This window comes from Nakamurella leprariae (genome assembly GCF_016918035.1).
In the GTDB taxonomy this organism is placed as follows: Bacteria; Actinomycetota; Actinomycetes; order Mycobacteriales; family Nakamurellaceae; genus Nakamurella; species Nakamurella leprariae.
In genome coordinates this window covers 1-26,051 of the sequence record NZ_JAERWK010000008.1, presented here as the reverse complement: position 1 = coordinate 26,051, position 26,051 = coordinate 1, and the positions used below count along the sequence as shown (strand labels likewise).

Annotated in this window: 19 protein-coding genes; 9 read left to right on the top strand and 10 right to left on the bottom strand. The window is 72.0% G+C overall.

What is annotated here, in order from left to right:
• Positions 1-16: 16 nt before the first annotated feature.
• Both JL106_RS05530 and JL106_RS05525 read right to left on the bottom strand, forming a co-directional pair.
• Positions 17-166, bottom strand: a complete 150-nt coding sequence (locus JL106_RS05530) for a hypothetical protein (RefSeq protein WP_205259710.1) — start codon at positions 164-166, stop codon at positions 17-19.
• An 83-nt stretch (positions 167-249) separates the two neighbouring features.
• Entirely contained in the window at positions 250-534 is a 285-nt protein-coding gene (locus tag JL106_RS05525; protein ID WP_205259709.1) for a hypothetical protein, read from the bottom strand.
• A 157-nt stretch (positions 535-691) separates the two neighbouring features.
• On the opposite strand from JL106_RS05525, the gene JL106_RS05520 reads away from it, so the two are divergent.
• Positions 692-2,053 carry a hypothetical protein gene (locus JL106_RS05520; protein ID WP_205259708.1) on the top strand — a complete coding sequence of 454 codons (1,362 nt, stop codon included), beginning with the start codon at positions 692-694 and terminating at the stop codon, positions 2,051-2,053.
• A gap of 15 nt (positions 2,054-2,068) precedes the next feature.
• Here the strand turns inward: JL106_RS05520 and JL106_RS05515 are convergent, their stop codons facing one another.
• Positions 2,069-2,584, bottom strand: a complete 516-nt coding sequence (locus JL106_RS05515; protein WP_456238372.1) for a WapI family immunity protein — start codon at positions 2,582-2,584, stop codon at positions 2,069-2,071.
• Between the two features lie 18 nt (positions 2,585-2,602).
• On the opposite strand from JL106_RS05515, the gene JL106_RS05510 reads away from it, so the two are divergent.
• From JL106_RS05510 to JL106_RS05490, 5 genes are all read left to right on the top strand, one after another.
• Positions 2,603-2,905, top strand: a complete 303-nt coding sequence (locus tag JL106_RS05510; protein WP_205259706.1) for a hypothetical protein — start codon at positions 2,603-2,605, stop codon at positions 2,903-2,905.
• 75 nt (positions 2,906-2,980) lie between these two features.
• Positions 2,981-5,872 (top strand): FtsK/SpoIIIE family DNA translocase, encoded by a 2,892-nt coding sequence (locus tag JL106_RS05505; RefSeq protein ID WP_205259705.1) that lies wholly within the window; start codon positions 2,981-2,983, stop codon positions 5,870-5,872.
• Between the two features lie 590 nt (positions 5,873-6,462).
• On the top strand, positions 6,463-7,320 hold the full coding sequence (locus JL106_RS05500) for a glycosyltransferase family 2 protein (protein WP_205259704.1): 858 nt from the start codon (positions 6,463-6,465) through the stop codon (positions 7,318-7,320).
• The gene (locus tag JL106_RS05495; RefSeq protein ID WP_205259703.1) at positions 7,317-8,738 is read left to right on the top strand and encodes a glycosyltransferase family 2 protein; all 1,422 of its coding nucleotides are present in this window, start codon (positions 7,317-7,319) and stop codon (positions 8,736-8,738) included. Before JL106_RS05500 ends, JL106_RS05495 begins: the two co-directional genes overlap by 4 nt.
• A 60-nt stretch (positions 8,739-8,798) precedes the next feature.
• Complete coding sequence (locus JL106_RS05490) at positions 8,799-11,354, top strand: DUF7402 domain-containing protein (protein ID WP_205259702.1); 2,556 nt, start codon at positions 8,799-8,801, stop codon at positions 11,352-11,354.
• Positions 11,355-11,527: 173 nt separating this feature from the next.
• Here the strand turns inward: JL106_RS05490 and JL106_RS05485 are convergent, their stop codons facing one another.
• Positions 11,528-11,740: a hypothetical protein gene (locus tag JL106_RS05485; RefSeq protein ID WP_205259701.1), complete on the bottom strand. Its 213-nt coding sequence runs from the start codon at positions 11,738-11,740 to the stop codon at positions 11,528-11,530.
• Between the two features lie 261 nt (positions 11,741-12,001).
• Here JL106_RS05485 and JL106_RS05480 point away from each other — a divergent pair, with 261 nt between their 5' ends.
• Positions 12,002-12,547 carry a hypothetical protein gene (locus JL106_RS05480; protein WP_205259700.1) on the top strand — a complete coding sequence of 182 codons (546 nt, stop codon included), beginning with the start codon at positions 12,002-12,004 and terminating at the stop codon, positions 12,545-12,547.
• Between the two features lie 30 nt (positions 12,548-12,577).
• Here JL106_RS05480 and JL106_RS05475 read toward each other — a convergent pair whose 3' ends face one another.
• The 3 genes from JL106_RS05475 to JL106_RS05465 form a co-directional block, all read right to left on the bottom strand.
• Positions 12,578-13,105 carry a hypothetical protein gene (locus JL106_RS05475; RefSeq protein ID WP_205259699.1) on the bottom strand — a complete coding sequence of 176 codons (528 nt, stop codon included), beginning with the start codon at positions 13,103-13,105 and terminating at the stop codon, positions 12,578-12,580.
• Entirely contained in the window at positions 13,102-15,354 is a 2,253-nt protein-coding gene (locus JL106_RS05470) for a hypothetical protein (protein ID WP_205259698.1), read from the bottom strand. Before JL106_RS05470 ends, JL106_RS05475 begins: the two co-directional genes overlap by 4 nt.
• Positions 15,355-15,669: 315 nt before the next feature.
• Positions 15,670-17,139, bottom strand: a complete 1,470-nt coding sequence (locus JL106_RS05465) for a lipopolysaccharide biosynthesis protein (RefSeq protein WP_205259697.1) — start codon at positions 17,137-17,139, stop codon at positions 15,670-15,672.
• Between the two features lie 493 nt (positions 17,140-17,632).
• Here JL106_RS05465 and JL106_RS05460 point away from each other — a divergent pair, with 493 nt between their 5' ends.
• Complete coding sequence (locus JL106_RS05460) at positions 17,633-18,559, top strand: beta-1,6-N-acetylglucosaminyltransferase (RefSeq protein ID WP_407940104.1); 927 nt, start codon at positions 17,633-17,635, stop codon at positions 18,557-18,559.
• Between the two features lie 49 nt (positions 18,560-18,608).
• Here JL106_RS05460 and JL106_RS05455 read toward each other — a convergent pair whose 3' ends face one another.
• Positions 18,609-21,248: an alpha/beta fold hydrolase gene (locus tag JL106_RS05455; RefSeq protein WP_205259695.1), complete on the bottom strand. Its 2,640-nt coding sequence runs from the start codon at positions 21,246-21,248 to the stop codon at positions 18,609-18,611.
• 908 nt (positions 21,249-22,156) lie between these two features.
• Here JL106_RS05455 and JL106_RS05450 point away from each other — a divergent pair.
• The gene (locus JL106_RS05450) at positions 22,157-23,281 is read left to right on the top strand and encodes a beta-1,6-N-acetylglucosaminyltransferase (RefSeq protein ID WP_205259694.1); all 1,125 of its coding nucleotides are present in this window, start codon (positions 22,157-22,159) and stop codon (positions 23,279-23,281) included.
• Between the two features lie 79 nt (positions 23,282-23,360).
• Here JL106_RS05450 and JL106_RS05445 read toward each other — a convergent pair whose 3' ends face one another.
• The gene (locus JL106_RS05445; RefSeq protein WP_205259693.1) at positions 23,361-24,521 is read right to left on the bottom strand and encodes a glycosyltransferase family 4 protein; all 1,161 of its coding nucleotides are present in this window, start codon (positions 24,519-24,521) and stop codon (positions 23,361-23,363) included.
• A 221-nt stretch (positions 24,522-24,742) separates the two neighbouring features.
• On the bottom strand, positions 24,743-25,729 hold the full coding sequence (locus tag JL106_RS05440; protein WP_205259692.1) for a malate dehydrogenase: 987 nt from the start codon (positions 25,727-25,729) through the stop codon (positions 24,743-24,745).
• Positions 25,730-26,051 lie beyond the last annotated feature (322 nt).

Here is a 26,051-nt window from a genome sequence, read left to right as displayed (position 1 = left end):
CGGGCGGCCGGGACGTTCAGGTCGGATCGGGTGCGGAGAACCAGGTGGTGGCCGCGACCGCGGCCGCGACGTGCTGCGGGTCGCCGCCGGCCAGCAGCCGGGCCGGCGCCACGAGCGCCAGGTCCCACCCGACGCCTCCGGCTCCCGGACCGTGGAGCGGGAACATCGGCTCCGCGAGCACCGCGGCGTGGATCAGCTCGAACTCGGTGTCACCCGCCAGGCCCGGCGGTTCGCACCGCAGGATCTCGGTCAGGCGGGCCAGCGCGCGAGGGTCTGCGCGCCGGCGGTCCGGACCTGCGCGAGGGAGGGCGTGTCGACCTCGAACCACTGTCCGACGGCGGCAGCAAGGCGCGTGACGTCCTGATCGTCGAGCGAGGCCAGCATCGCCGGGGTGACCGCCTGGCCGAGTGCCGACCAGACCGCCTCGCAGCACTCGTATGGCGACGCGTCGTCGAACGGGACCGGAGGCCACAGACAGTCCCCGGATTGAACGCCCATCGCCTGCTCGACGTCGATCCGGTGGGTGGCGTCCATGGCGCCGATCGTTCCGGGGGTCGACCCGGATCCGCGGCGACGGGCACGGACAGCGCTCGATCGGTGCGGGTCAGCACCCGTCGGTGTGATTGTCCGGACGCTGTACGGCGGCCACGCTGGGCTGACGACCCAGCTGGCCCGAAGGACCGGAGGACCCGTGCGCCGCCTCGCTGCACTCCTGCTCGCCATCGTCGCGGCGACGGCCTCCATCGGTCTGGTGGTGGCGCCGGTCGCCGCGGCGGCGTCGCCCGCCCGTGGGGCCCTGGACTCGGCCGTGCGGGTGCCGAACGTCACGCAGGCGATCATCACCGGATGGGCGCTGGATCCGAACGCTCCTGGCGCTGCGACCGAGGTGCACATCTACGTCAACGGCGCCGGCCACGTGCGGCGCGCGGCGGAGCCTCGTCCCGACGTCAACGCGGCCTTGGGCGTCCCGGGCGACCACGGCTTCGCCGCGACCGTACCGATCGGCTATGGCACGAACGAGGTGTGCGTCTTCGCCATCTCCGCCACGGGCGCGGGCAACACACTGCTGCGATGCCAGTTCGTCTCCGGTGGCCGCTACGACCCGGCCCAGGGAGCGCTCGACTCCGTGACCGTCTCGCCCGACGGGAAGGCGGTGACGGTGGCAGGCTGGTCGCGGCTTCCGCCGCTCCCACGGAGCACCGCGCCCGTACACATCTACATCAACGGTGTCGGCTACGAACGACCCGCTCGCGAACCGCGACCGGATGTGAACGCGGCGTTCGGGGTGCCGGGGAACTACGGCTTCGAGCACACGTTGCCGCTGGACCCGGGCTCGAACGAGGTCTGCGTCTTCGCGATCTCCACCGTCGGCTCCGGCAACACGCTGCTCGGCTGCCGCACGGTCGAGGGCGCCGCCTCGCTGCTCCCCGCGGTGGGCGCGCTCGACGGGGTGGCTCGTTCGTCGGACGGCACGGTGGCCACCGTGTCGGGTTGGGCACTGGATCCCAACGCGCCGGGCGAGTCGACCGACGTCGACATCTCCGTGAACGGGGAGTGGTTCACCGGCGAGGCCGCGGACCCGCGGCCCGACGTCAACGCCGTGCTCGGGGTGCGAGGTGATCACGGCTTCGCGTACGACGTCCCGCTCAGGGCGGGCAGCAACGAGGTGTGCGCGGTCGCCGTGTCCCGGTCGGGCGGCGACGACACGGCACTGGGTTGCCGCACGGTCCACGGCCCCGGTTCCGCGCCGGCGCAAGGGGTGCTGGATGCGGCGATCCGCTCGGTCGACGGCGCCTCGGTCACGGTGACCGGCTGGACGCTGGACCCGAATGCTCCTGAGGCCGGTACCGACGTGCACATCTACGTCAACGGTGTCGGCCACGCGCGCACCGCGGGCCAGCCGCGACCCGACGTCAACGCGGTGCTCGGGGTGCCGGGCGACCACGGCTTCCACGTGACGGTCCCGATCGACCTGCGCACCGCGCAGGTCTGCGTCTTGGCCATCTCGACGACCGGTCAGGCCAACACCGTGATCGGCTGTCGGGAGGTCTGACCGCCTCCAGCTCGGTCACCGGACCGGGAAACGTCGCACCTCGACCGCCCACGCCGATGCGGCTGCCCGCAGCTCGTTCCGGTGGATCGCCAGGGACACGGTCACACCGGCGGAGGACGCGCGCTCGCGCTGCAACGGCACCGCCGCGCCGTGGGCGAGCCGCACTGCGATCGTGAGCAGGTCGCCCGCCACGGCCACCAGGTCGAGCCACAGTTCCGGCTCGGTGAAATCCTGGGCCGGCAGGTCGGTCGACGTCGCGGAAGCGGCGGCTCCGAGCCAGGCTCCGAGGTTCTCGGCCTCCCAGGTCGTGAGGCACGGCGCTCGGAAGGACCATTGTTCGCCGGTCGGCAGCGCCACCCGACCGTCGATCACCAGCCAGTTGGCGTCCCAGTCCGGCGGGTCGGTCCTGGTTCGTCGTCGTGGGAACTCGTAGCCGGTGATCGTCAACTCGAGGGACGTCTGATCGGACGTCGATGCCAGGCGCACGTCTTCGCTTCCGGCAGGGGTTGGTGTCCGATCTGTCGAACACATGTTCGATACGCTCCATTCGTGGACGGTCAGTGGTCGCTCGGGCAGGACATCATCAACCAGATCGGGCCGCCGGGGGAGAAACCGAAGGGGACGGTCGGCGCCATCCCGGTGGTCGCCCGCCTGGTGTTCGCGGACGGGCGCCAGCAGTGGTGGCCCGCGCAGGCGGTGCGATGGACCCGGTCGGCCGTGCTGGTCGCCATCCGCCCACCGACCGGCCAGTTGCGGGCCTCGCCCTGGTACCTGTGGCTGTCGGCGGTGGACGTCACCCGGGTGCTGCAGGTGACCGGCGGCGGCGTGGCCCCCGGCGTGGTGCCGGGCTGACGGGACCGACCTCACCGGCCTGTGGCCGGTGTGGCACCTGTGACTCGTGGGGCCGCCGCCGCTAGCGTGCAGGCCATGCCCGGGAAGACCCCTGCTTCGGCGAGCCCACGTCCCCGTTCGACCGGGAGTGCCGGCGGCCGCACGAGCACCCGGTCCTCCGGATCGTCCGCGTCCACCGCGACCCGCCGGACCTCCGGCTCGGCGTCCAAGTCCGGCACCACCACCCGCCGGCCGTCGTCCGGTGCCTCCACCCGGGCCCGTCCGGCCGCGTCCCGGAGCCCGCAGCGCGGGCCGGCTCGCGGGTCCCGCCCGTCCGGTCGCCCGGCCGCCCGCCGCAGTGGCGGCGGCGCGGGTCCGGCGATCGGCCGGGGACTGCTGCGCATCTGGCGGATGATCGCCGGCGCCGTCGGTGGGCTGGTCCGGGCGGTCGGCCACGGCGCCGCCCGCAGCCGGGAGATCGATCCGGCGCACCGCCGGGACGGGGTGGCCCTGCTGCTGCTGGCCGCAGCGGTCATCGCCGCCGTCGCCACCTGGTTCTCTGCGGCCGGACCGGTCGGCGCCGTCGTCGACGACGCGGTCCGGGTCTGGTTCGGCACGCTCGCCTTCTGGCTGCCCGTCGCGCTGGCCGTGGTGGCGATCCTGGTGCTGCGCCGCCCGGCCGACCCGCCGCACCGACCGCGCCGGGTGCTCGGCACCGCCGCGCTGGTCCTGGCCGTCGACGGTGTCCTGCACGTCAGCTATGTCAGCAGCCTGGCCGATCCGGCGCTGGAGTCGGTGTCCGGCCGGCGCACCGCCGGCGGCACCCTCGGTTGGCTGGTCGGTCAGCCGCTGTACATCGGCATCAGCACCGTGCCGGCCATCCTGCTGCTGGTGCTGCTCGGGCTCTTCGGCCTGCTGCTGCTCATCGGCATCCCGGTGCGCGACCTTCCTGCCGCGACACGCGATCTCGTCGACCGGTTCAGCGGCAGCCGGTCCGAGCACACCGACGACTGGGCCGACCAGGACGACCTCGACGACGAGCAGCCGGCCCGCCGCGCCCGCCGTCCCCGGCGGGACGCGGCCGCCGAGGACGGTGTCGGCACCGCGGTCGACACCGCCGACGGGCATGACGAGTACCTGGACGGCGCCACCGTTGCGCTGGACCGTGAGGCCGACCCGGCCACCACCCGCCTGCGCCGGCCGCAGCGCCGCCGGCAGGCCAGCGCCGACGACCAGGTGCAGCCCGAGCTGGATCCGGCGGACGACCCGGGGCTGGACGCTCCGTGGGGCGAGCCGCCGGCCCTGCCCGAACAGTCCACCCGGGCCCTGCCCCGACGTGGCCGGGCCGCGGCGGCACCGGAGGCGGAGTCGGCTGCCGGGCCCACGGCGGCGCCGGTCGCGGCCCGCCCGGCCCGGGTGGACCGCCCGCCCGTCGCCGAGCCGGAGCAGCCGCCGGTGCAGGAGCCGACCCAGCTCACCCTCGACCGCATGGTGGACGGCAGCTACCAGTTGCCGCCCGGCGGACTCCTCAAGCTCGGCGCCCCGCCGAAGACCCGCTCGGCGGCCAACGACGAGATGATCGAGCGGATCAGCAGCGTCCTCGAGCAGTTCAACGTCGACGCTGCCGTCACCGGATTCACCCGCGGCCCGACGGTCACCCGCTACGAGGTCGAACTCGGGCCGGGCGTCAAGGTCGAGAAGATCACCGCGCTGACCCGCAACATCGCGTACGCGGTGGCCACCGACAACGTGCGGCTGCTCGCGCCCATCCCGGGCAAGTCCGCGGTCGGCATCGAGGTGCCCAACTCGGACCGCGAGATGGTGCGGCTCGGTGACGTGCTGGCCGACCCGGAGGCCCGCAGCGATCAGCACCCGCTCGTCATCGGCCTCGGCAAGGACGTCGAGGGGCAGTTCGTCACGGCCAATCTGGCCAAGACCCCGCACCTGCTGGTGGCCGGCGCCACCGGCTCCGGCAAGTCCAGCTTCGTGAACTCCATGCTGGTCTCGCTGTTGCAGCGTGCCACTCCGGCCGAGGTCCGCATGGTGCTCATCGACCCCAAGATGGTCGAGCTCACGCCGTACGAAGGCATCCCGCACCTGATCACGCCGATCATCACCCAGCCCAAGAAGGCGGCGGCGGCGCTGGCCTGGCTGGTCGAGGAGATGGAGCAGCGGTACCAGGACATGCTCGCCCACGGTGTCCGGCACGTGGACGACTTCAACCGCAAGGTCCGCACCGGGCAGATCACCACGCCGCCCGGCTCGGAGCGCGTCTACCGGCCCTACCCCTACATCCTCGGCATCATCGACGAGCTCGCCGACCTGATGATGACCGCGCCGCGGGACGTCGAGGACGCGATCGTCCGGATCACCCAGAAGGCCCGGGCCGCCGGCATCCACCTGGTGCTGGCCACCCAGCGCCCGTCCGTCGACGTGGTCACCGGCCTGATCAAGACGAACGTGCCGTCGCGGCTGGCCTTCGCGACGTCGTCGCTCACCGACTCGCGGGTCATCCTCGACCAGCCGGGCGCCGAGAAGCTGATCGGCATGGGTGACGGCCTCTACCTGCCGATGGGCGCGTCCAAACCGCTGCGCATCCAGGGCGCCTACATCTCCGACGAGGAGATCGCCCAGGTCGTCGAGTTCGTCAAGACGCAGGCCGAGCCCGAGTACACCGAGGGCGTCACCCAGGCCAAGGCTGACCCGAGCAAGGACGTCGACCCCGACATCGGCGGCGATCTGGACCTGCTGCTGCAGGCGGTCGAGCTGGTCGTCACCTCCCAGCTCGGCTCGACCTCGATGCTGCAGCGCAAGCTCCGGGTCGGGTTCGCCAAGGCGGGTCGCCTGATGGACCTCATGGAGACCCGCGGCATCGTCGGGCCGTCCGAGGGCTCCAAGGCCCGCGAGGTGCTCGTCAAGCCGGATGAACTGGACGAGGTGCTGAACGCGCTCAACGGCACGCCGGAGGCCGTCCCCGACGAGCTCTGAGGAGCGGCGCCGCCGCCCGGCACCGCAGCGCGAAGATCACGGAACGCGGACGAGGCCACCACCCGGATGGGCGTCGGCCTCGTCCGCGTCGGACGGTGCCGGCCGGACCGGTGGGCATCTGTGCGGCCGGTCCGAGCGGCTCCGAGCGGGCCGTCGTGGCGGTGGGACGCGATCGTCGACAACCCCGCGTAGCGGCGGACTCTCGCACCGTGATCGTTACGCCGGTTCACGAATTTGAATGCGACATATGCCACAGATGACACGAATGGGGTGTCCGGACCCGCCCGTGCGGCATCGCGGGGCGTTCAGCGCTCGTCGGAACGGCCGTGAGCCTTCGGAGCGACGGCGTGATCACTCATGTGGTTGCCCATTGCCACTGATCGGGTGAGCATTCACCGGTCCGGAGACCGGACATGCCCGGTTTGGTCCTTTCCTGTCTACTCCTTGTAGTCGCGATCACGACTCGGTTACTCTGACCGTGTCGTTCGGAGGCGAACGACATCACCACCCCCCTGGCCGATCGGGGTCTGCCAGTCGTGGGGTGAGCAACCCGCTGCCCGTACGTCGATCTCGCACGCCTGGAGTCCTTGATGCACGCTGTCCGTCCGCGCCCAGAAGCCGCCCCGAAGATCTCCATCGTCGTCCCCGCGCGGAACGAGGCCCGCAACCTCGAGGTCGTCCTGCCGGCCCTGCCGTCCGGCGCCGAGATCATCGTCGTGGACGGTCACTCGGTCGACGACAGCGCTGAGGTCGTCCGCCGGGTCCGGCCCGACGCGCGGTTCGTCGGGCAGACCCGCAAGGGCAAGGGCAACGCCCTGGCCGTCGGGTTCGCCGAGGCCACCGGCGACATCATCGTCATGTTCGACGCCGACGGGTCGGCCGACGTCGCCGAGATCGACCGCTTCGTCGAGGCCCTGCTCGCCGGTGCTGATTTCGCCAAGGGCAGCCGGGTGCTGGCCGGTGGCGGCAGCACCGACATCACGGTGATCCGCTCGCTGGGCAACCGCGGGCTGACGCTGCTGACCAACGTCGTCTTCCGCACCCGCTACACCGACCTCTGCTACGGCTACAACGCGTTCTGGTCGGACGTGCTGCCGCACCTGGACCTGCCGCTGCCGCACCCGACCGACACCCCGCAGTGGGGCGACGGTTTCGAGATCGAGACGATGATCAACACCCGGGTCGCCACCGCCCGCCTGCGGGTGGCCGAGGTGCCCAGCATCGAGCAGGACCGCCTGTTCGGCGAGAGCAACCTGCATGCCGTCCGCGACGGTCTCCGGGTGCTGCGCACCATCGTGACCGAACGCTGGCGGACGTTGCCCGGCCGCTCCCGCCGCCGCGCTCTCGAACTGCCCGTCGGGCAGTCGAACGTCCGCTCGCTGCGGTGGGGCCGCCGCGCCGCCCGCCCGGTCCCGACCGCCGCCGTCGTCGAGGAGGCGTCGGCGTGAAGTCCGTGGTGACCGCCCCCGGACCCACGCCCGTCAGCGTGGTCTCGGTCGACGTGGAGCGTCCGGCCGTCGACCTCAGTCGCACCACCGGCTACGACACCGCCCTCGTGGTCTTCCGCCAGAGCGGGATCCCGCGCGAGGCGCGCGAGTTCGACCTGCGTCGGCCCGCCGACGTGCTGCGGGACGACGTCGCCGCCGCGGCCGGCGAGATCCGCCGTCCCGTCGGCGATGTCCGCGTCGCCGACGGGGCCCTGCCGTCCATCTCGGTCGTCGTCCCGACCATGGTCTCGCGCGTCGTCGATCTGCAGTTGCTGTTGGACGGGTTCCGGGCCGTCGACTACCCCGACGTCGAGTTCATCCTGGTGGACAACCGGTCCCACCGGCCGGCGGACGACCCGTTGGACGAGCTGGTCGCCCGGTTCGCCCAGGTGCGCGTGGCCCGGGCGCTGCGGCCCGGGATCTCCGCGGCCCGCAACGCCGGGGTGGCCGCCGCCCGCGGCGAGATCGTCGCCTTCACCGACGACGACGTGCGGGTGGACCCCAACTGGCTGCGGGCGCTGGGCAGCCGGTTCGCCGTCGAGCCCGAGCTCGACGCCGTGACCGGCATGATCCTGCCGGCGGAACTCGAGACGCCGGCCCAGATCTGGTTCGAGCGGTACTACGGCGGCTTCAGCGGCGAGCGCACGTTCGAGCCGGTGTCCCTGCACGCGTCCCCGTCCCGCTGGAAGGCCCTGTCCGGCGCCCGGGTCTCGGTCCGTGGCGCGGACGGTCGGTCGCAGCGTGAGTTCTCCGTCTATGGCGTCGGTGCCTACGGCGCCGGGGCCAACATGGCCTTCCGGCGCTCCACGCTGCGCCGGATCGGCGGCTTCGACGTGTCGCTCGGGACCGGGACGGCCGCCCGCGGCGGGGAGGATCTCGCCGCGCTCATCGCGGTGCTGTTCAACGGCGGGTCGATCGGTTTCGAGCCGGCGTCCGTCGTGCACCACCGGCATCGCCGTGAGGTCCCCGAACTGCTGCACCAGTTGCACGGCAACGGACTCGGCTTCACCGCCATGCTGACCTCGCTGATCCGCCACGACGGGCGCCACCTGCTCGCACTGGCCGCGGCGCTGCCCAACGCGGCGCACCGGTTCACCGCGCAGAGTCTGGCCCGGGTGCGCGGCGGGGCGGAGCCCGAGGTCACCGCGTCGACCGCGACGTCCGAGCCCGAGGTGGACCACGGCTACCCGAGGCAGCTGCTGGCCAGCGAACTCCGCGGCATGCCGTCCGGTCCGCTGGCGTACCTGCGCAGCCGCCGGGCCAACCGGCGCTGGGACCGCGGCCACCTGAACACCCTCCCCACCGGACGCACGACGGCTCCCTCCGCCGCTGCGTCGGATGTGACCGGTCGACCGGTCGCCTGGCGCCGCACGGCCTGACCGCCTTGGAGCCGCGCACCGGGGGAGGTGCATGGCACGGACGATCCGGAAGAAGAGACCATGAACACCGCCGCGACGCCTCGACGACGCCGCCCGCAGCTGCTCTCGATCGGGGTGGTGCTTGCCCTCGTGGCGGTCGTCCTGATCCGGATCCAGAACCCCGACGCCGAGGCTGCCGCCGCGCCGGCGGCGTGCCCGGCCGGGTCGACGGTCAGCATCGTCGCCCACCCGGACGATGACCTGTTCTTCGTCAACCCGGCCATCATCAAGGACATCAAGGCCGGGAAGTGCGTCCGCACGGTGTTCCTCACCTCCGGTGACGCGAACGACGACTCCTACTACTGGATGTCGCGCGAGGCCGGCGTGCTCGCCGCGTACGCGCAGATGGCCGGGGTCGCCAACCAGTGGACCAGCGGTACCGCGCCGGCCGGTGGGCGCCCCGTGGTGATGAACACCCTGTCGGCCAACCCGAAGGTCTCCACCGTCTGGATGCGTCTACCCGACGGGATGATGGATGGCAGCGGCGGGAGCCGCAGCCAGTACGCCAGCCTGCAGAAGCTGTGGTCCGGTGCGATCACCAGCATCCGCGCCGTCGACCGGACCGCCACCTACACGCTGGCACAGCTGCGGACCGCGGTCGGCGCGATCGTCACCGCGTCGACGCCCACCGTGATCCGAACCCTGGACTTCGACGGGCACTACGGCGACGGCGACCACAGCGACCACTACACGGTGGCCTACCTGGCCGAGCAGATCCGCCAGCAGTACGCCCCGTCGGCCGCGTTGCTGGGCTACCGCGGCTACCCGACGGTGTACGAGTCGGCCAACCTGTCCGCCGCCGACGCGCAGGCCAAGTCCAGCGCCTACTACACCTACGCCCCCTTCGACTGGCGGGAATGCCAGACGGTGGCCGCCTGCGCCGGCAAGCCGGAGGCCCAGTGGCTGACCCGCAGCCACACGGTGCCCGGCAGTGATCAGGAACCGGGACAGGTCCCGCCCACCACGACACCTCCCACGACCCCGCCGACGACCACCCCGCCGACGACGACCCCGCCCACGTCCGGTGGCACCAACGTGGCCGGTCAGGCCACGGTGACCGCGTCCTCGCAGAACACCGCGGACGGGCAGACCGCCGCCAAGGCGGTCGACGGCGTCGCCGACGGCTATCCGGGCGACGTGTCCCGGGAGTGGGCCACGGCGGGTGGCCGGGCCAACTCCTGGCTCAACCTGGCGTGGAACCCGGCGGTGCGCGTGGACCGGGTGGTGCTGCACGACCGACCCAACGCCGACGATCGGATCCTGGCCGGCACGCTGCGCTTCTCGGACGGATCCACCGTCGCGGTCGGACAGCTGCCGAACGACGGTTCGGCGCTGACGGTCTCGTTCCCCGCGAAGTCGACGACGTCCATCCGGTTCACCGTGACCCAGGTGTCCAGCACCACGCTGAACATCGGGCTGGCCGAGTTCCAGGTGCTGGCCACCGGGACGACCCCGCCCACCACCACGCCGCCGACGACTCCGCCCACCACCACGCCGCCGACGACTCCGCCCACCACCACGCCGCCGACGACTCCGCCCACCACCACGCCGCCGACGACTCCGCCCACGACGACCCCGCCCACCACGACGCCACCCACCACACCGCCGCCCGGCTCCGGAGGACTGAACGTCGCCCCGCAGTCGACGGCGACCGCGTCGTCACAGAACACGGCCGACGGGCAGACCGCACCCAAGGCGGTCGACGGCGTGGCCGACGGGTACCCGGGTGACTTCGCCCGGGAGTGGGCCACCACCGGTGGCCGGGCCAACTCGTGGCTGAACCTGGCCTGGCCGTCCGCGGTGCAGGTGGACCGGGTGGTGCTGCACGACCGCCCCAACGCCGACGACCAGATCCTCGCCGGGACGCTGCGCTTCTCCGACGGGTCCACCGTCGCGGTCGGGCAGTTGCCCAACGACGGATCCCCGCTGACGGTCTCCTTCCCGGCCGAGTCGACGACGTCGATCCGGTTCACCATCACCCAGGTGTCCGGAACCACCCGGAACGTCGGCCTGGCCGAGATGCAGGTGCTGACCGCCGGCACCAGCACTCCGCCGCCGACCACCACCAACCCGCCGACCACGACGCCCACCACCAACCCGCCGACCACGACCACGCCGACCACCCCCACGACCACCACGCCGCCGGCGTCGGACGCCGTGAACGTGGCCGGGCAGGCCACGGTGACCGCGTCGTCGCAGAACACCGCGGACGGGCAGACGGCCGCCAAGGCGGTCGACGGTGTCAAGGACGGGTACCCGGGTGACGCCAGCCGGGAGTGGGTCACCACCGGTGGCCGGGCCAACTCCTGGTTCAACTTGGCGTGGGCCTCCGCGGTCCGGGTCGACCGGGTCGTGCTGTACGACCGGCCGAACGCCGACGATCGGATCTTGGCCGGCACGCTGCGCTTCTCGGACGGATCCACCGTCGCGGTCGGACAGCTGCCGAACGACGGTTCGGCGCTGACGGTCTCGTTCCCGGCGAAGTCGACGACGTCCATCCGGTTCACCGTGACCCAGGTGGCCAGCACGACCAAGAACGTCGGGCTGGCCGAGATCGAGGTCTTCCGCACCGCCTGACGGACCCCTCGCCGATCACGGCGGCGATGCACCGCTCCACGCTGGCGGCGGCTGTGTCGTCCAGGCCCCCCTCGCGCTCGGACGATCGCTCGCGATGATGCAACCCGGCGGCCCGTCGTGACCGTCCATCCATCGCGGACCGCGTGGACGGACCGAACCCATCCGGGTCGACGTCAGGGGAGTGCAGCCATGCGGGTACCAGTCAGGTCGCTGATCGGTCTCATCGCCGGCATGCTGCTCCTGCCGGCCTGCGCCGCGTCGATCGGAACCGGCACCGGGATCGACACGACGGATGCCGCGTTGACCACGGTATCCACCGACCGCACCGTCGGATCGTCGCCGGGACGTGACGTGACCAGCACCGCGGGCGGCTCGGTGGCCAGCACCGCACGTGCACCCCTCGACCTGACGAATGCAGTCCTGGCCGCGTGGGACGCGGCAGTGCAGGGTGCCCCCGACGGGGCGGTCATCCCGGCCGGCCAGGGCGGACATCCGTTCGGGCTGTGGCAAGACGCGGCGACTGGTCGCAGTGGCACACGAGCGGAGACGCTCAGACGGCGCTCGCCGCCGGCGCGGTGGAGTTCGCCTCAGTCGATCTCGGCGCCCCCGCCACGGGCGTGGTCCGGACACCTGGACGGGACGACGCCGTGGTTCCGGTGATCGATGCGGCCGCGACGGTGGAGGCTCTGCGCGCCGGTGGGAACGGGCAGGACTGCGGCGGCTGCAGCGTGACGCTCGTCGACCCGGTGTTCGGCGAGATGACGCTGGCCACCGCGTACGGCGAGGCGGTGGTCCCAGCCTGGGAGTTCACCATCGCCGGGACGCCGGCCCGGCTGGCCCGCGTCGCGGTGGCCCCGGACCATCTGCTGACCGTCGACGCCGTGCCGGGTCTCACCGAGGCGACGGGAGTCGCCGGGTTCGCTCCCGAGCTGGGTGAAGCGCGGATCACCGGCCCGGCGTCCGTGCGAGTGCTCGTCGCGGGTGGGACGGCGCCGTGTCACCAGGGGTTCACCACGCAGACCGTGGAGACGGCTCACACCTTCACCGTGGCCGTCGCGACGATCGGCGACTTCAGCGCGACCTGCACCGCGATGGCTCAGTTGTATCCCGTCGACGTGCCGTTGGCGGCGCCGATCGGTGACCGGATCATGATCGACGTCGGCCTGGGAACGGTCCTGGAGCTCGAGCGCTGACTCGCCCGGTGCCGGCCGGCCTGGCTGCGCTCAGGAGGTGAACTCGACGAACCGGATGATCGTGGCCAGCGCGGCCAGCACGGCCAGCACCACGGCGAGCAGGCCGAGCCGGGTCACCCAGGCGGCCCGGGACTGCCGGCCCCGGCGACCGTCCTCGGCGACCCCGGTGTCTTCCGTCGGCGCACCCTGGCCGGCGGCACCGTCGGTCGCCTCGTGGGTCCGATCGTGGGTCGGATCGTGGGTCGGATCATGGGTCACCCGATCGATCGGCTCGTCGCCGCCACCGGCCCGGCCGACCACGGCGCCCAGCGTCTCGTCGTCGGCCGCCCGGATCGGCGGGCCGTTGGACTCCGGTCCGGCCAGCAGCTCGTCGGTCAGCGACGTGCTGGACCCACGGCCGCCGACGGGCACCGGACGAGCCCGCGTGAGCCGCGCCGTGGTCGTTTTCCACCCGGTCGCCGGGCTCAGTGGCTGCCGCAGGAAGTCGGCGGCCAGCGCGCACACCGCGGCGGCCAGGAACAGCACCAGGCCGAGCCAGGTGGTGATCGCGTGGATCATGCCGGCGTCACCTCCGTCCGTCGTTCCAACAGCCAGGCGTCACCGTCGCTGATGACCTTCTGGTACACGCCGCTGGCCACCAGTTCATCGGCGAAGCGCCACATCTCGCCCTCGGGCAGGCCCTGCGAGAGGTTGGCGTACTGCTGCTGGGTGATGGTGACGACGACGAAACGCGGTGGGTCGTCGCCGAGGCAGGCCAGGGCGGGTTCGCCCTCGCAGAGCAGCGGGGTGAACCAGCGCACCCTGATCTCGGTGATGTCCAGGGACGGGCTCAGTCCGGTGCCGTACCCCAGCGCGATGCTGTCGCCCGGCTGGGCGCGCTGGTAGAGCTCGTGCCCGACGGCGACCTGCGCGGGCGGGGTCCGCTCGAACGAGACGTTGAGCCCGCGGGTGAAGGTGAGCACCAGCGCCGCGACCAGCAGCACCGGCACCGAGACGACGGCCCAGACGATCCGGGACCGACGGGCGGTGGCGGGGGAGTGCGTCACCGTGCCCCCGGCGGACCGGCGTGCGCCGACCCGGCCGAGCGCGCGGACCCCGCCGCGCAGGGCCACCGCGGCGAGCGCGGCCAGCACCGGCGTGGCGTACAGGAAGCAGCGGATGATGACCTCGCCGCCGTAGCTCTGCACGGCCAGCAGCCCGAACGGCGCGCAGGCCAGGCCGGCCAGCAGCAGCGCCTCGCGACGGCGGCGCAACAGCCAGGCGCCGACCCCGCCGACCAGGAACAGCAACCCGGACCAGGCGATCCGGACGTACTGGGCCTGCTGGTACGTCGCGTTGCCGGTGAGCCGCCCGGACACGCTGGAGTCCAGCGCGTTCCCGACCGCCCCGACCTCGCTGACGATGCCGCGCAGGTGGCCGAACCAGAAGTCGGTGGCGCCGTAGCTGAACCAACCCGCCAGGGCGAGGCCGGCGATCAGCCACAGCATCCGGTACCGGATCAGCCCGCAGACGGCGAAGCCGGCCAGGCAGAAGATCAGGTTGATCGGGGTCAGCTGGTGGCCGACGGTGAGGCCGGCGATCACGAAGGCGAGCAGCAGGCCCAGGGCCTGGCCGGTGCGCGGGGACACCCACGGGGGCAGCCCGGGTAGCCGGGTGACCGCCTGCCGGATGCGGGATCCGAACCCGCCGGTCAGCCGGGGGACCCCGGCCCCGTCCAGCAGCCAGAGCAGGGTGGCGATGACCGCCAGGTAGGACACCAACGCGGTGGCCTGCGGGGAGAAGTAGTCCTGCTGGTACCAGTTGGCGAGCAGGTAGATGAACACCGCGACCCACGACCAGCGCCAGGACCGGGTGACGAACCGGCCGATCACCAGCAGCGCCGGGATGGCCAGCACGTTGTAGACGGGTGAAGCCAGCACCAGCAGCCCGCTGGCGTCCCGCAGGCCGCCCAGGGTGACCAGCTCCGCCGCGGCGGCGAAGAAGCCGGGCCAGCTGAACCGGGCGTCGAAGCTGGCCGGGACGTCGCCGTTGTCGCTGATGTACTGGATGAAGCCGACGTGCACCCAGCCCACCGGCACGCTGCCGTTGCCGTCGGTCACCGCCACGGTGGCGAAGGCGATGAGGGCCAGCAGGGCAGCGGCCACCGTCAGCACGACGTGGTCGATCCGTCGGCGCACCAGCGCGAACGCCACCACGGCGGCCAGCACCAGCAACGCCAGCACGTACCGCCAGCTCAGTTCGGGCAGCAGCCCCAGCGCCCCGCTGTCGTCCAGCGGGATGCGCCGCGTCTCCCACCACCACAGGCCCGCGGCCACGGCCAGCCCGGCCAGACCGACCAGCCGGTCCGGCGGCAGCAGGGCCGCCAGGGTCGGCCGGGCCCACCGCCGACCGGCGGCGTGCCGCCACCAGGCCAGCGGAGTGACGGCCAGACCGATCGCCGCGGTGATCCAGGCCGCGCCCACCGGGTGCCACCAGCCGCTGTAGATGCCGATGGTGGCCATCACGATGTGGACGCAGAAGCTGGTCGCCACGGCCAGCGCGGTGGTCAGCAGCGCCGACGGCAGCCGGAACGCCAGTGCGACGGGGACACCGGGCACCCCGATCATGAAGAGGGTGGCCAGGACCGCGCGTCCGGTGAAGGCGACGTCGACCGAGGCGATCAGGGGCACCAGGGCGGCCAGCAGTGCGGCGCCGACCAGGGCGGCCCGGACGAGTTCCCGGCGGGGGCCCAGCGGCCCGGGCTCAGGCCGGTCGTCCGGGGTCGTCCGGTCCACGCCGCGTGCGCCGGTGCGGGTGTCGGTCACCATGGGGCGACCTCGCCGTGTCGCATCGTGGAGCACCACGATCCGTCGGTCCGTCGACCGGTCGGACGTCGCAACGCCACCCGGACTCCCTCCTCGTTCGGCCAGCCCGTGTTCGGCGTGCTGGTTCGGCCCGTACACGGACGTGTGTGCATCACGCCCGTTGCGCGGATCGGAACTGTTGTTCGAGCGGTGAGCACTCGATGGTTGGCACAGCGTGGGCCGTCCGGACAAGTCTGACGGCCCGAACGGGTGCAGTTCACCCGGGCGGGGCGTGCCATCACCGGAACGAATCACGCCGGGCACGACGGTAGCGCCTCGTCAGCTCCTCCGGGCCCGCTGCACTTCGACCCACAACCAGGGCAGGCAGGCCAGCCCCAGCACCACCCGGGCGATGTTCCAGCCCAGATCCTGCGGCAGCAGCACCGTCCCGGCGGCCACCGCGATCACCACGCCGGCCATCACCAGCAACCGTCGTGGTGTCCGGGGCCACAGATCACGCCGTCCGGCGGACCAGCGCTGGCCGAAGCTCTGCGCGGTGTAGGCGATCACCGTGGCGGCGGACGCCCCCGCGATCCCGGCGATCGGCACCAGCAGCAGGTTCAGGCCGACGTTCAGCGCGGCGGAGGTGCCGGCCCACACGGCCAGGGGCACGGAACGACCCTCGGTGATGAGCATCCGGCCGGTGGCGCCCGTCGCGGCGATCAGGAACGCGTTGCTGACGATGAGGAAGACCACGATGAGCAGCGAGTCCGGCTGGAAGGATTCCGGTGCCACGATCCGCAGCAGCATCGGGGCAGCCAGGACCACACCCAGGACGACCGGGCACAGCACCCGGTACAGGGCGTCGCGGGACTGCCCGATCAGCCGCCAGCGGGTGGGCAGGTCCTTGATGGCGGCGAACCGCGGCGTCCAGGCACTGCCGATCAGACCGATCAACTGGGCCGCGACGAAGCCGACCGTGTACGCGATCTGGTACCGGCCCACCTCGGCCGGCCCGAGCAGCCGTTGGATGACGATGCGATCGCCCGCGTTGAGCACGAACAGCGACAGCGCGCTGAACATCAACGGGGCTCCGAGGGTCAAGCCCGGTCGGAGCACCTTCCAGGACATGGCACGGCGCCACTGCGGGCGGGTGAGCAGGGCGGCGGCCACGGTGGCGACGATGTCCACCGCCACCAGACCGAGCAGGTAGTCCTGGGCCGAGGGGCCGGCGATGAGCACCACCACGATGCCGGCGATCTGGCCGCCGGCGGCGGTGGCGATGCCGACCGCGGTGTATGGCCCGAGCCGGTCGCCGGCCAGCAACAGCCCCATCATGATCATCACCGCGGCGGACGGCAGGGTCCACAGCACCGTGACCGTGACGACCGGGGAGGCCTCGCCGAAGCCGAAGAACTCGCCCCACCACCGTGAGGTGACGAACAGCAGGCCGGTGACCGCCGTGACCACCATGATCGCCGCACTGGCCAGGGAGCGTGCGTCCCGGTCGTGCCCGTCCTGGCCGCGGCGCAGCACCACCGCTTGGTCCAGCCCGACCACGCCGACCACGACCAACATCTGGTGCAGGGCGATGGCCGAGGACAACCGTCCGAACTCCGCCGGGTCGCCCATCAGGTGGGCCAGGATCGGCGAGACCAGCGCGCTGGTGACCAGCTGCAGTGCGGTGACGATGCCGTAGAGCAGGCCGCGGCCGAAGAGGGCCGAGCCCGAGGCACGGTCGGTGGCCTCGCTCTGGGGCGCCTGGTGCTGGGTTGCCTCCCCCGCGGCGGGGCCGCCGGCTGGGTCCATGATCGCCAGCGACGCCGTGGCGGCCGCGTCGCTGGCGGCCGGTGACCCGGTCGCGTCGGGCGCAGGCGTCCGCCCCCGGGGAGCGCGGTGCTTCGGGCCGGGTCGCCGTGCGGCGGCCGGGTCCTGCACCGGCGGCGTCGAGCTCGTCACGTCACCCCTCGAATGGATCTCGGCACCGGAAGACCGGCGTCCGGCATGCAGGAGCGACGACGAGCCCACACGGATGGCTGTACCGATCTTCGGACGCGGCGCAGCGATCTGCGTTGCGTCCACGCTCCGTGAGCGTTGGATCGGACTGAGCACCCATTAAAACGCAATTCGGGCGCCAATGACTCGGTCTGTGACGATGTTGCCGCAGCATCACCCGGTCCAGTGACGAATGTTTCACCCGATCACCGGGAACTTCCGGCGTAAGGTACCGACGGAATGCGGGACCGGCCCAGCGGAGTGACCGTTCCGACTGGAGATCGGACGAGGGGGCGACCGCCGGACCATGACGTCGTTGGCTGCAGTGGTGATGGCGCACCGGGACGCGCCGCAGGTGCGCCGGTTGATCGGCGCCCTCGAGGACGTCCCGGTCGTCGTGCACTGCGACAGCAAGACCGCCGACGACGTGGCCGGGGCCATGATCGCCGGATGGGACGGCCGGGTCCGGGCGGTGCCCCGGACGTCGGCCACCTTGGGCAGCTGGTCGCTGGTGCGGGTGGAGATCGACCTGCTCCGGGCGGCCCTGCAGCACTCGTCGGCCGATCACATCGCGGTGCTCTCCGGGTCGGACTACCCGCTGCTGTCCACCGACGGGTTGATCCAGGCGCTCAAGCCGTGGGCGGGGCGCTCGTACCTGATGAACGCGCCGATCCCGTTCGAGCCGTGGAGTGTGCCCCGGCACCCCGACGGCGGCCGGTGGCGCACGGCGCACCGCTTCCTGCACCGCGGGGACGACCTGGTCACCGTCCGCGGCGTCCCGGTGCGGACGACCTGGCAGCGACCGCTGCCCGCCGGGCAGGAGCTGCGGGCCACGTCGCAGTGGAAGATCCTCAGCCGGCACGACGCGGAGTTGGTGGTCCGGGTGGTCGACTCCCGTCCCGACCTGGTCAGGTTCTGGCGATCGACGCTGGTGCCGGAGGAGAGTGTCGTGGCGTCGGTGCTCAGCTCGCCGATGCTGACCGGGGAGCCGGCGGTGCCGGTGAGCCACCGGCATCCGTGGTTCATCAAGTGGCCGGCCCGCGGATCCCACCATCCGGCCTGGCTGACCGAGGGCGACTTCGACCGGGTCGCCGACGCGGCCCGTGCGCCCGGAGGCACCCCCGACGACGAGGACCGCACCGACGTCCCGCTGCAGAAGCTGTTCGCCCGCAAGGTGTCCACCGAGCGGAGCAGCGTCCTGCTCGACCGGGTCGACGCCGAACTGCGCCGCTGACCGGCTCCCACCGGCCCCGACGCGCGTCCGGGGCCGGTGAGCCCTCCGCTCAGAGTCCGAGCGCGTCGATCTCAGCGGCCAGATGCGCGGCCACCTGAGCGGCGTGCGGCTCCCGGATCATCGAGCTGTGCTCACAGGGCATGTCCCGAACCTCGAGCCTCCCGGTGAGCACCGGGGCCCAGGTCGCCGCGCCCTGCGGGTTGTTCTCGGCGGTGATCAGCAGCGCGGCACCGTCGTACGGCTTGGGCTGATAGCGCCGGGCGACCTTGACCGTGTGGTCGAAGTGCGCATCGAACTGCCGCTGCCCGTCGAAGGTGATGACGCCGGCCACCTTGGCCCGCGCGTGCCGACCCCACTCCGGCAGGTGCGGGACACCGTCGGGCAGCACCCGGCGCAGCAGGCCGTCGAGCGCCTGGAAGCCGCCGGCGAACCGCCCCGGCGGGGTGTCCAGTCGCTGCGGCACCATGGCGCCCTGGGCGATCTGGGCCGCTTCGGTGGCGTCCTGGACGGTCAGGCCGGTGAGCAGGAACGTGTCCAGCAGGCCGACCAGGGCGACCTCCTGACCGGCGTCGCGCAACCGGCGGGCGACCTCGAGCGCGACCAGCCCGCCGAACGAGTGGCCGACCACCAGGTACGGCCCGGCGGGCTGGATCACCCGCATCAGCTGCAGCGCCCGGTCGGCGGCCGCCTCGACGGTCCGATCCGGCACGGCCCGTCGTTCCAGACCGTGGGACTGGAACGCGTACACCGGCCGGTCGCCGAAGTGCCGGGCGATCGGCGCGAAGCCCAGGGCCAGGGCGCCGCCGCCGGCGAAGCAGAACACCGGGGTCGCCGTGCCGCGACCGCCCAGCGAGACGACGTCCGGGTGACTGGGCAGTGAGGCGGAGCCCAGGCTGACCCGGTGGCTGAACTCGCGCAGGGTCGGCGCCTCCAGCAGGTCCGAGGTGACCAGGGAGACCGAGAACCGGTCACCGGCCCTGGCCAGCATCTCCTCGGCGGTCAGCGAGTCCGCGCCGAGCGCCATGAAGTCGTCGTCCAGGCTGATCTCGTCGAGACCCAGCACCTCGCCCCACAGGTCGGCGACCACCTTCTCCCACTGCGTGGCCGGCGGTGCACCGATCGCGCGTTCCGGCGCGGCGGGCAGCGCGCGGCGTTCCACCTTGCCCCGCTCGTTCCGCGGCAGCGCGGTCATCGGGACGATCACTGCCGGGACCATGAACTCGGGCAGCCGCTCCCGCAGCCGCCGGCGCAGCGCCGCCACCGACTCGGTGGCCGCCCGCGGGTCGGGCACCACGTAGGCGACCAGGTACGTCGGGTGCGCGTCATCGGTGACGGCCAGCACCACCGTCTCGCGGACCGCGGGGGAGTCGAGGATGGCCGACTCGATCTCGGCCGGCTCCACGAAGTAGCCGCGCACCTTGACGGCAGCGTCGTCCCGGCCGAGCAGCATGAGGATGCCGTTGTCGATCCGGGCCAGGTCGCCCTGCAGGTGGAAGCGCTCGCCGTGTGAGTCCACGCCGAACTTCTCGGCAGTCAGCTCCGCGCTGGTCATGTAGCCCGCCGACAGGTACTCGGAGGTGACGACCAGGTGGCCAGGGACGCCGTCCGGCGCCACGGTGCCGTCGTCCAGCACGACGTGGAACCGCTTGTTGGGTGCGGCGATGCCGGCCGGCACCGATCCGTTCGGGATCTCGTCGCCGGGGCGGATGGCGAAGGACGAGAGCGACCCGATCTCAGAGGAACCGGTCATGTTCACGTAGGTGGCGTCCGGGGACAGGAACGGCCGGACGGCCGCCACGTCACGACCATGGATCGCCTCACCGGCGGTGCAGACCACGCGCAGGGATTCCAGGGTCTGACCCGGCTCGAGCGCACCGGTCGCCGACCGCAGCAGGTGCGGCGTGCAGGACAGCACGGTGATCCGTTCGTCGATCAGCCAGCGGGCGAACCCACCGAGTCCGGCCTCGCGGGGGTCGAAGCAGTGCACCGCGGCGCCCGTCAGCAGCGCCCCGATCGCGGTGGCGTACCCGGCGAGGAAGGAGAGGGGGAAGACCAGCGCCATGCGGTCGTCACTGGTCAGCTCGAGCCCGACGCGCAGGAACAGCCCGTCGTTGAGCGACTGGCCGTTGGTGTTCACCACACCCTTGGGCAGGCCGGTGGATCCCGACGTGAAGATGATGGCGACCGTGTCCCCGTAGTCGCGCTCCGGCAGCGGTGGCGGCGGGACGGTCCCCGAGGCGGCGAGCAGTTCGGTGGTGTCGACCACCAGCTCGACGGGCTCGCCCAGGGACCGGGCGAGTTCGGCGCGGGCGGGATCGGTCAGCACGGCGGTCGCCCGAGCCAGGCCGGCGATGACCCGCAGTCGCTCGGCCGGCATGTGCGCGTCCAGGATGACCAGTGGGCGACCGGTCTTGATCACCGCGAGCACGGCCACGACGGTGTCCGCGTCGTGGCCCATGGCCAGCGCGATCGGGTCGTTCCCCGCGGGCAGCCGGGGCAGCAGCAGCGCGGCGAGCCGGTCGGAGCGGCGGTCGGCCTCGGCGAACGAGTAGTGCGCCCCGTCGGAGACCAGGGCGGTGCGGTCCGGGACGGCGGCGACCACGGCCTTCCACCGTTGCGCGACGGAACGCTCGCCTCCGGGCACGGTGAGCGGAGTCAGCAGGGGACGGTCATCCACGAGTGTGGTCATTCGGGTGGGCCACCTTCTGGCATCGGGTCACACGGCGGGATCAGCGGGCGGGATCGGGTACAGCGGCTCGGGCACGGCGGACACCTGCACGCCAGACACCTGCGCGACGAGGCAGTGTGGGACCGAGCGGTGATGATGACCGGCTGGTCGGACATCGGGGCTGGGTGCGATCCATCCGGAGGACCGGCTGCTCCGGTGCGGACGCTCGTCGAATTGCTGTGCATCTGCCCAGAGAACACGGTACGGAATTGACCGTGCACTGGCAAACGGACAGCGGATTCGATGGCAGTACTTTCACCTGGGTTGCCCAGCAGTTCACACTGAAGTGTGACGTTCGGAGGGCTGGATTCACGGAACGCGGACCCGGTGGCGGGAAATGAGTGTGCCCACACCCGTCCGTCGCCTTCGACTGTGTCGTGCTCGGCGCCGAGAACAGCTGCATGGACGCTTCTCTCGAGTGCTTCGAGTGACCACCGCGGCGTGCGCGGTGGTCGGTGGAACCGGCTTGGAACAGGTGCATCGTGGGACGGCCTGCCGACGTTACAGCCCAGGGCGGCGGTGTGACGAACGTCCCGGACATCGATCGGGTGATGACTCGTTCGGGGTGTCGGACAATTCATCGAACGCTTCGTGATCGACCGATCACGCATTGTTGGAAATGCTGGAAATCGCCGGATGGGGGAAGCCTGAGAGGGTCGGTCGGTGCCTCGACATGTCCCGGATCGACTGTGACGATCGACGGCGGAACCGGACGGATCCGGCTCCTGGACCACCGACCGCTGCGTCGGCGCCGACGCCGACGCCGCGGCGTCCACCCGTCGTCGGCCTCGGACCTCCGTGTCCGTGATGCGTTGCCGTGTCGTCGTTCGCCTTCCCCCTGCGGGAGAGCCGTCCCTCCGGGAGAGACCATGTCCGTCGTCACCGGGGCCGTCGCCGCGCCCACCACCACGGCCCGGCACGCCGGCCAGGGCGCCGTCCATGGCGCCGTCCATGGCGCAGCGGCTGCCGAGCCCGCGCCCGGTGCGGCCGTCCGGGTCGGCTACTTCATCAGCTCGTACCTGGCCGGCCCGCAGTTGCAGCGGCTGGTCCGGACCCTGCGCACCGCCGACCCGACCGCGCCGATCGTGGTGCACCACGACCAGTTCCGCGGCGCCACCCCACGGTTCGACGACGTGCCCGGCGTGCACGTGTTGATCAGCGACGAGCCCATCGTCTGGGGCGACCTGTCGCTGGAGGCCGCGCGCTGGCGGGTGTTCCGCTGGATGCTCGAGCACCTCCACGTGGACTGGGTGATGCTGCTGTCCGAGCAGGACTACCCGATCGAGCCGCTCTCGGCCCTGCGCGACCGGCTGGCCGCCAGTGACGCCGACGCGGTGGTCCGGGTCGACCGGATCGACGAACTGGACACCGATCTGCGCGAGGAGTTCCGCAGACGCTACCTGTACCAGTACCGTTCGTTGCCCTCGACCGGGATCGAGCGACGACTGCCGGCCCCGGCGCGGCGCCTCACCCGGTGGCTGCGAGGCGCGTTCTTCCACCATGTCTCACGGCTGCAGCCGTTCGTCCGCTTCTATGTCACTCCGCCGGAGCTGAACCTGCCGACCCGGGTCGGCGTCCGGGCCCGCCGCACGCCCTTCGGGCCCCGTCTGGTCCCGGTCTACAACGACTGCTGGTGCGCGTTGTCCAGCACCGCACTGCGGCGAGTGGTCGACTTCGTCGACCGACGACCTGATTTCGTGGAGTACTACCGGCGCACGGTGATCCCGCTGGAGTCGGCGACCGCGACCATCCTGGTCAACGACCCGGAACTGACCGTCGACAACGCTGCCCTGCACGCCATCCGGTGGAGCGACCGCAGTTCCGGCCGCCCCGACGTGCTGCGCGCCCAGGACCTGGACTACCTGCTCGACTCCGGTGCTTCGTTCGCCCGCAAGTTCGGCGAGCAGGACACCGAACTGCTCGACGTGCTCGACCGCACCGTGCTCGCCGGCGTCGCTCGCTCCGCCGTGCCCGCGACGGGCTCGCCGGCGTGACCTCCGGCCGCGACCGCGCGTGACAGCCCGCTCCCTTCCGTGGTCGTGGACCGCGGGAGGGAGCAGAAGGTGCGGACCGTCAGGCCACGACCCGCGGCCGGGACCGGGCCGCGTCGATCAGCACGCGCTCCAGCGCATCGATGTGGCCGGAGAACCGGAACCGGCGGTCCACCAGGGCGGCGCAGCGCGCGCCCAGGTCGGGATCCTCGGTGCGCCAGTGCAATCGGCTACCCAGGATCTGCGCCCACGCGGCCTCGTCGGCGGCATCGACCAACAGGTCGGACATCTCGGCGCCCAGCACCTCGGGGACGGCGCCGATCCGCGAGGCCACCACCGGTCGGCCGGTCGCCATGGCCTCCACCGCGACCCGGCCGAACGCCTCGGGCAACTGGGTGGGGAAGGCGACCACGTCGGCGGCGTGCAGGAACGGCACCACGTCACGCTGGTTGCCGAACGTGCGGACCGATCCCGGCGGCAGCTCGGCCAGGGCGGCCCGCACCACCCCGGTGTCCTCCGGCTGGACGTCCGCCCCGACCATCACGAGCAGCGCCTCTGGCGGCAACCGGCGGAAGGCCCGGGCCAACACGTCGGCGCCCTTGTGGGTGCTGAGCAGGCCGTAGTACAGCACGATCGGACGGTCCTGCGGCAGGCCCAGCGCGGCCCGAGCGGCCGTCCGTTCGGCGTCACCGCCCATCGGATACCGCTCCGGGACCACGGCGTTGTGGACCACCACCACCTTCTCGGACGGCAGTCCGCGGTCCACCCAGACGTCGCGCATGTGCTCGGACACGGCCACGAACGTCTCGACGCCCGTGCCGAGCAGCCGCACCCGGTCGTAGTTGGGCACGTGGTGGAGGTGGCAGACGATCGGCCGGGAGCGCAGCCGCGCCCAGCGGGACACCGCCTGGGCCCACACGATGTGCTCGAAGCGGTTCAGCCACAGCACGTCCGGGCGGTACCGCTGCACGGCCCGGGCCGCCGGCAGGAACGACGCGACCCCGGTCAGCGCCCGCCGCGGTTCGAAGGCGAAGGAGTACGGCCCGAGCAGATCCACCCCCGCCTCGCGGTAGACGGCACGATCGTCGCCGTCCTGCTCGTAGGCGACGGCGACGTCGTGGCCGCGCTGCCGCAGGGCGAGCACGTCGTGCAGGGTACCGACCTCGATACCACCGATGGGGAACAGGCGCTGCGAATCGGTCAGGATCCGCAGTGAGGATCCGGATGCTTCACCGTGCGTCATCGACTACTGCTTCCTTCGGGTTTCTATCACTCGATGTGCGAGCTGCCGACCACGCGGCGATGACACCGTAGCAGCGTCCGGACGGCTTCCGTGATCCGGACCCGCCGAGCATCACCCGAACGATGGAGCGACGTGACCCCTCCGGACGACGAAGGCCCGCCCGCGGAACACGCGGACGGGCCTTGCGTCGAGGACCGGGGAACCGGATCAGATCAGGCCGGTCAGATCAGACCCAGGCTGCGGACGGCCTCGCGCTCCTCGCTCAGCTCGGCGACGGAGGCGTCGATCTTCGCGCGGGAGAAGTCGTCGATCTCCAGACCCTGGACGATCTTCCAGGACGTGCCGTCCGAGGTGACCGGGAACGAGGAGATCAGGCCCTCCGGCACGCCGTACGAACCGTCGGAGACGATGGCGGCGCTGGTCCAGTCACCCTCGGGGGTGCCGTGCACCCACGTGTGCACGTGGTCGATGGCGGCGTTGGCGGCCGACGCGGCCGACGAGGCGCCCCGGGCGTCGATGATGGCGGCGCCGCGCTTGGCCACGGTCGGGATGAAGGTGTTCTCCAGCCACTCCTGCTCGACCTGCTCGGCGGCGGAGCGGCCACCCACCTCGGCGTGGAACAGGTCCGGGTACTGGGTGGCCGAATGGTTGCCCCAGATGGTCAGCTTGTGCACATCGCTGACGCCGACGCCGAGCTTCTGCGCGATCTGGGTGACGGCGCGGTTGTGATCCAGCCGGGTCATCGCGGTGAAGCGCTCGGCCGGGATGTCCGGCGCGTGCGACTGCGCGATGAGCGCATTGGTGTTGGCCGGGTTGCCGACCACCAGCACGCGGATGTCGTCGGCCGCGCCCTTGTTCAACGCCTCGCCCTGCGGCTTGAAGATGCCGCCGTTGGCGGAGAGCAGGTCGCCGCGCTCCATGCCCGGGCCACGCGGCCGGGCGCCGACCAGCAGCGCCACCGACGTCCCGTCGAACGCCGTGTTCGCATCGTCGCTGATGTCGATGCCGGCCAGCAGCGGGAAGGCGCAGTCGTCGAGCTCCATGGCGGTGCCCTCGGCGGCCTTGAGCGCCGGCGTGATCTCCAGCAGGCTCAACCGGACGGGGGTGTCAGGACCCAGCAACTGGCCCGAGGCGATGCGGAACAGCAGGGCGTACCCGATCTGTCCGGCGGCTCCCGTGACGGTGACCTTGACCGGAGCAGTACTCATGCGTCTCCCCTTCGAGAACAAACGATGTGGCGGGCCAGTGGCGTCCCGCGGACCGAGGCGGCCGCGGCACTGCCCGCTGAGTATTCACCGTGGCCCGGACGCCCGCCGAACCGCTGTGGGCGTTCTCTCAGCGAGCGGTCCGCTCAGCCGACGACGTCCGTGCCTTCTGGTCCGCGCCCGGCTTCGCTCGTTCCTCGCTAGTAACTGCCTGAGTGGTTGAAGACCAAGACATCCCCCTGTGTGGTCGACGGGCTTGGTGTCCCAACCAGACAGGAGGATGTCCGTGTCCAACGGTAGAGGGCTTTCCCGGGGTGACAAGCGG

What these genes read in the sequence shown, in the direction of transcription:
- JL106_RS05465 (WP_205259697.1), bottom strand. Translation starts at nt 17,139, where the DNA reads ATGGACCCAGCCGGCGGCCCCGCCGCGGGGGAGGCAACCCAGCACCAG.
- JL106_RS05445 (WP_205259693.1), bottom strand. Translation starts at nt 24,521, where the DNA reads ATGACGCACGGTGAAGCATCCGGATCCTCACTGCGGATCCTGACCGAT.
- JL106_RS05455 (WP_205259695.1), bottom strand. Translation starts at nt 21,248, where the DNA reads ATGACCACACTCGTGGATGACCGTCCCCTGCTGACTCCGCTCACCGTG.
- JL106_RS05460 (WP_407940104.1), top strand. Translation starts at nt 17,633, where the DNA reads ATGACGTCGTTGGCTGCAGTGGTGATGGCGCACCGGGACGCGCCGCAG.
- JL106_RS05530 (WP_205259710.1), bottom strand. Translation starts at nt 166, where the DNA reads ATGTTCCCGCTCCACGGTCCGGGAGCCGGAGGCGTCGGGTGGGACCTG.
- JL106_RS05525 (WP_205259709.1), bottom strand. Translation starts at nt 534, where the DNA reads ATGGACGCCACCCACCGGATCGACGTCGAGCAGGCGATGGGCGTTCAA.
- JL106_RS05505 (WP_205259705.1), top strand. Translation starts at nt 2,981, where the DNA reads ATGCCCGGGAAGACCCCTGCTTCGGCGAGCCCACGTCCCCGTTCGACC.
- JL106_RS05470 (WP_205259698.1), bottom strand. Translation starts at nt 15,354, where the DNA reads ATGGTGACCGACACCCGCACCGGCGCACGCGGCGTGGACCGGACGACC.
- JL106_RS05450 (WP_205259694.1), top strand. Translation starts at nt 22,157, where the DNA reads ATGTCCGTCGTCACCGGGGCCGTCGCCGCGCCCACCACCACGGCCCGG.
- JL106_RS05490 (WP_205259702.1), top strand. Translation starts at nt 8,799, where the DNA reads ATGAACACCGCCGCGACGCCTCGACGACGCCGCCCGCAGCTGCTCTCG.
- JL106_RS05475 (WP_205259699.1), bottom strand. Translation starts at nt 13,105, where the DNA reads ATGATCCACGCGATCACCACCTGGCTCGGCCTGGTGCTGTTCCTGGCC.
- JL106_RS05440 (WP_205259692.1), bottom strand. Translation starts at nt 25,729, where the DNA reads ATGAGTACTGCTCCGGTCAAGGTCACCGTCACGGGAGCCGCCGGACAG.
- JL106_RS05500 (WP_205259704.1), top strand. Translation starts at nt 6,463, where the DNA reads ATGCACGCTGTCCGTCCGCGCCCAGAAGCCGCCCCGAAGATCTCCATC.
- JL106_RS05515 (WP_456238372.1), bottom strand. Translation starts at nt 2,584, where the DNA reads ATGTGTTCGACAGATCGGACACCAACCCCTGCCGGAAGCGAAGACGTG.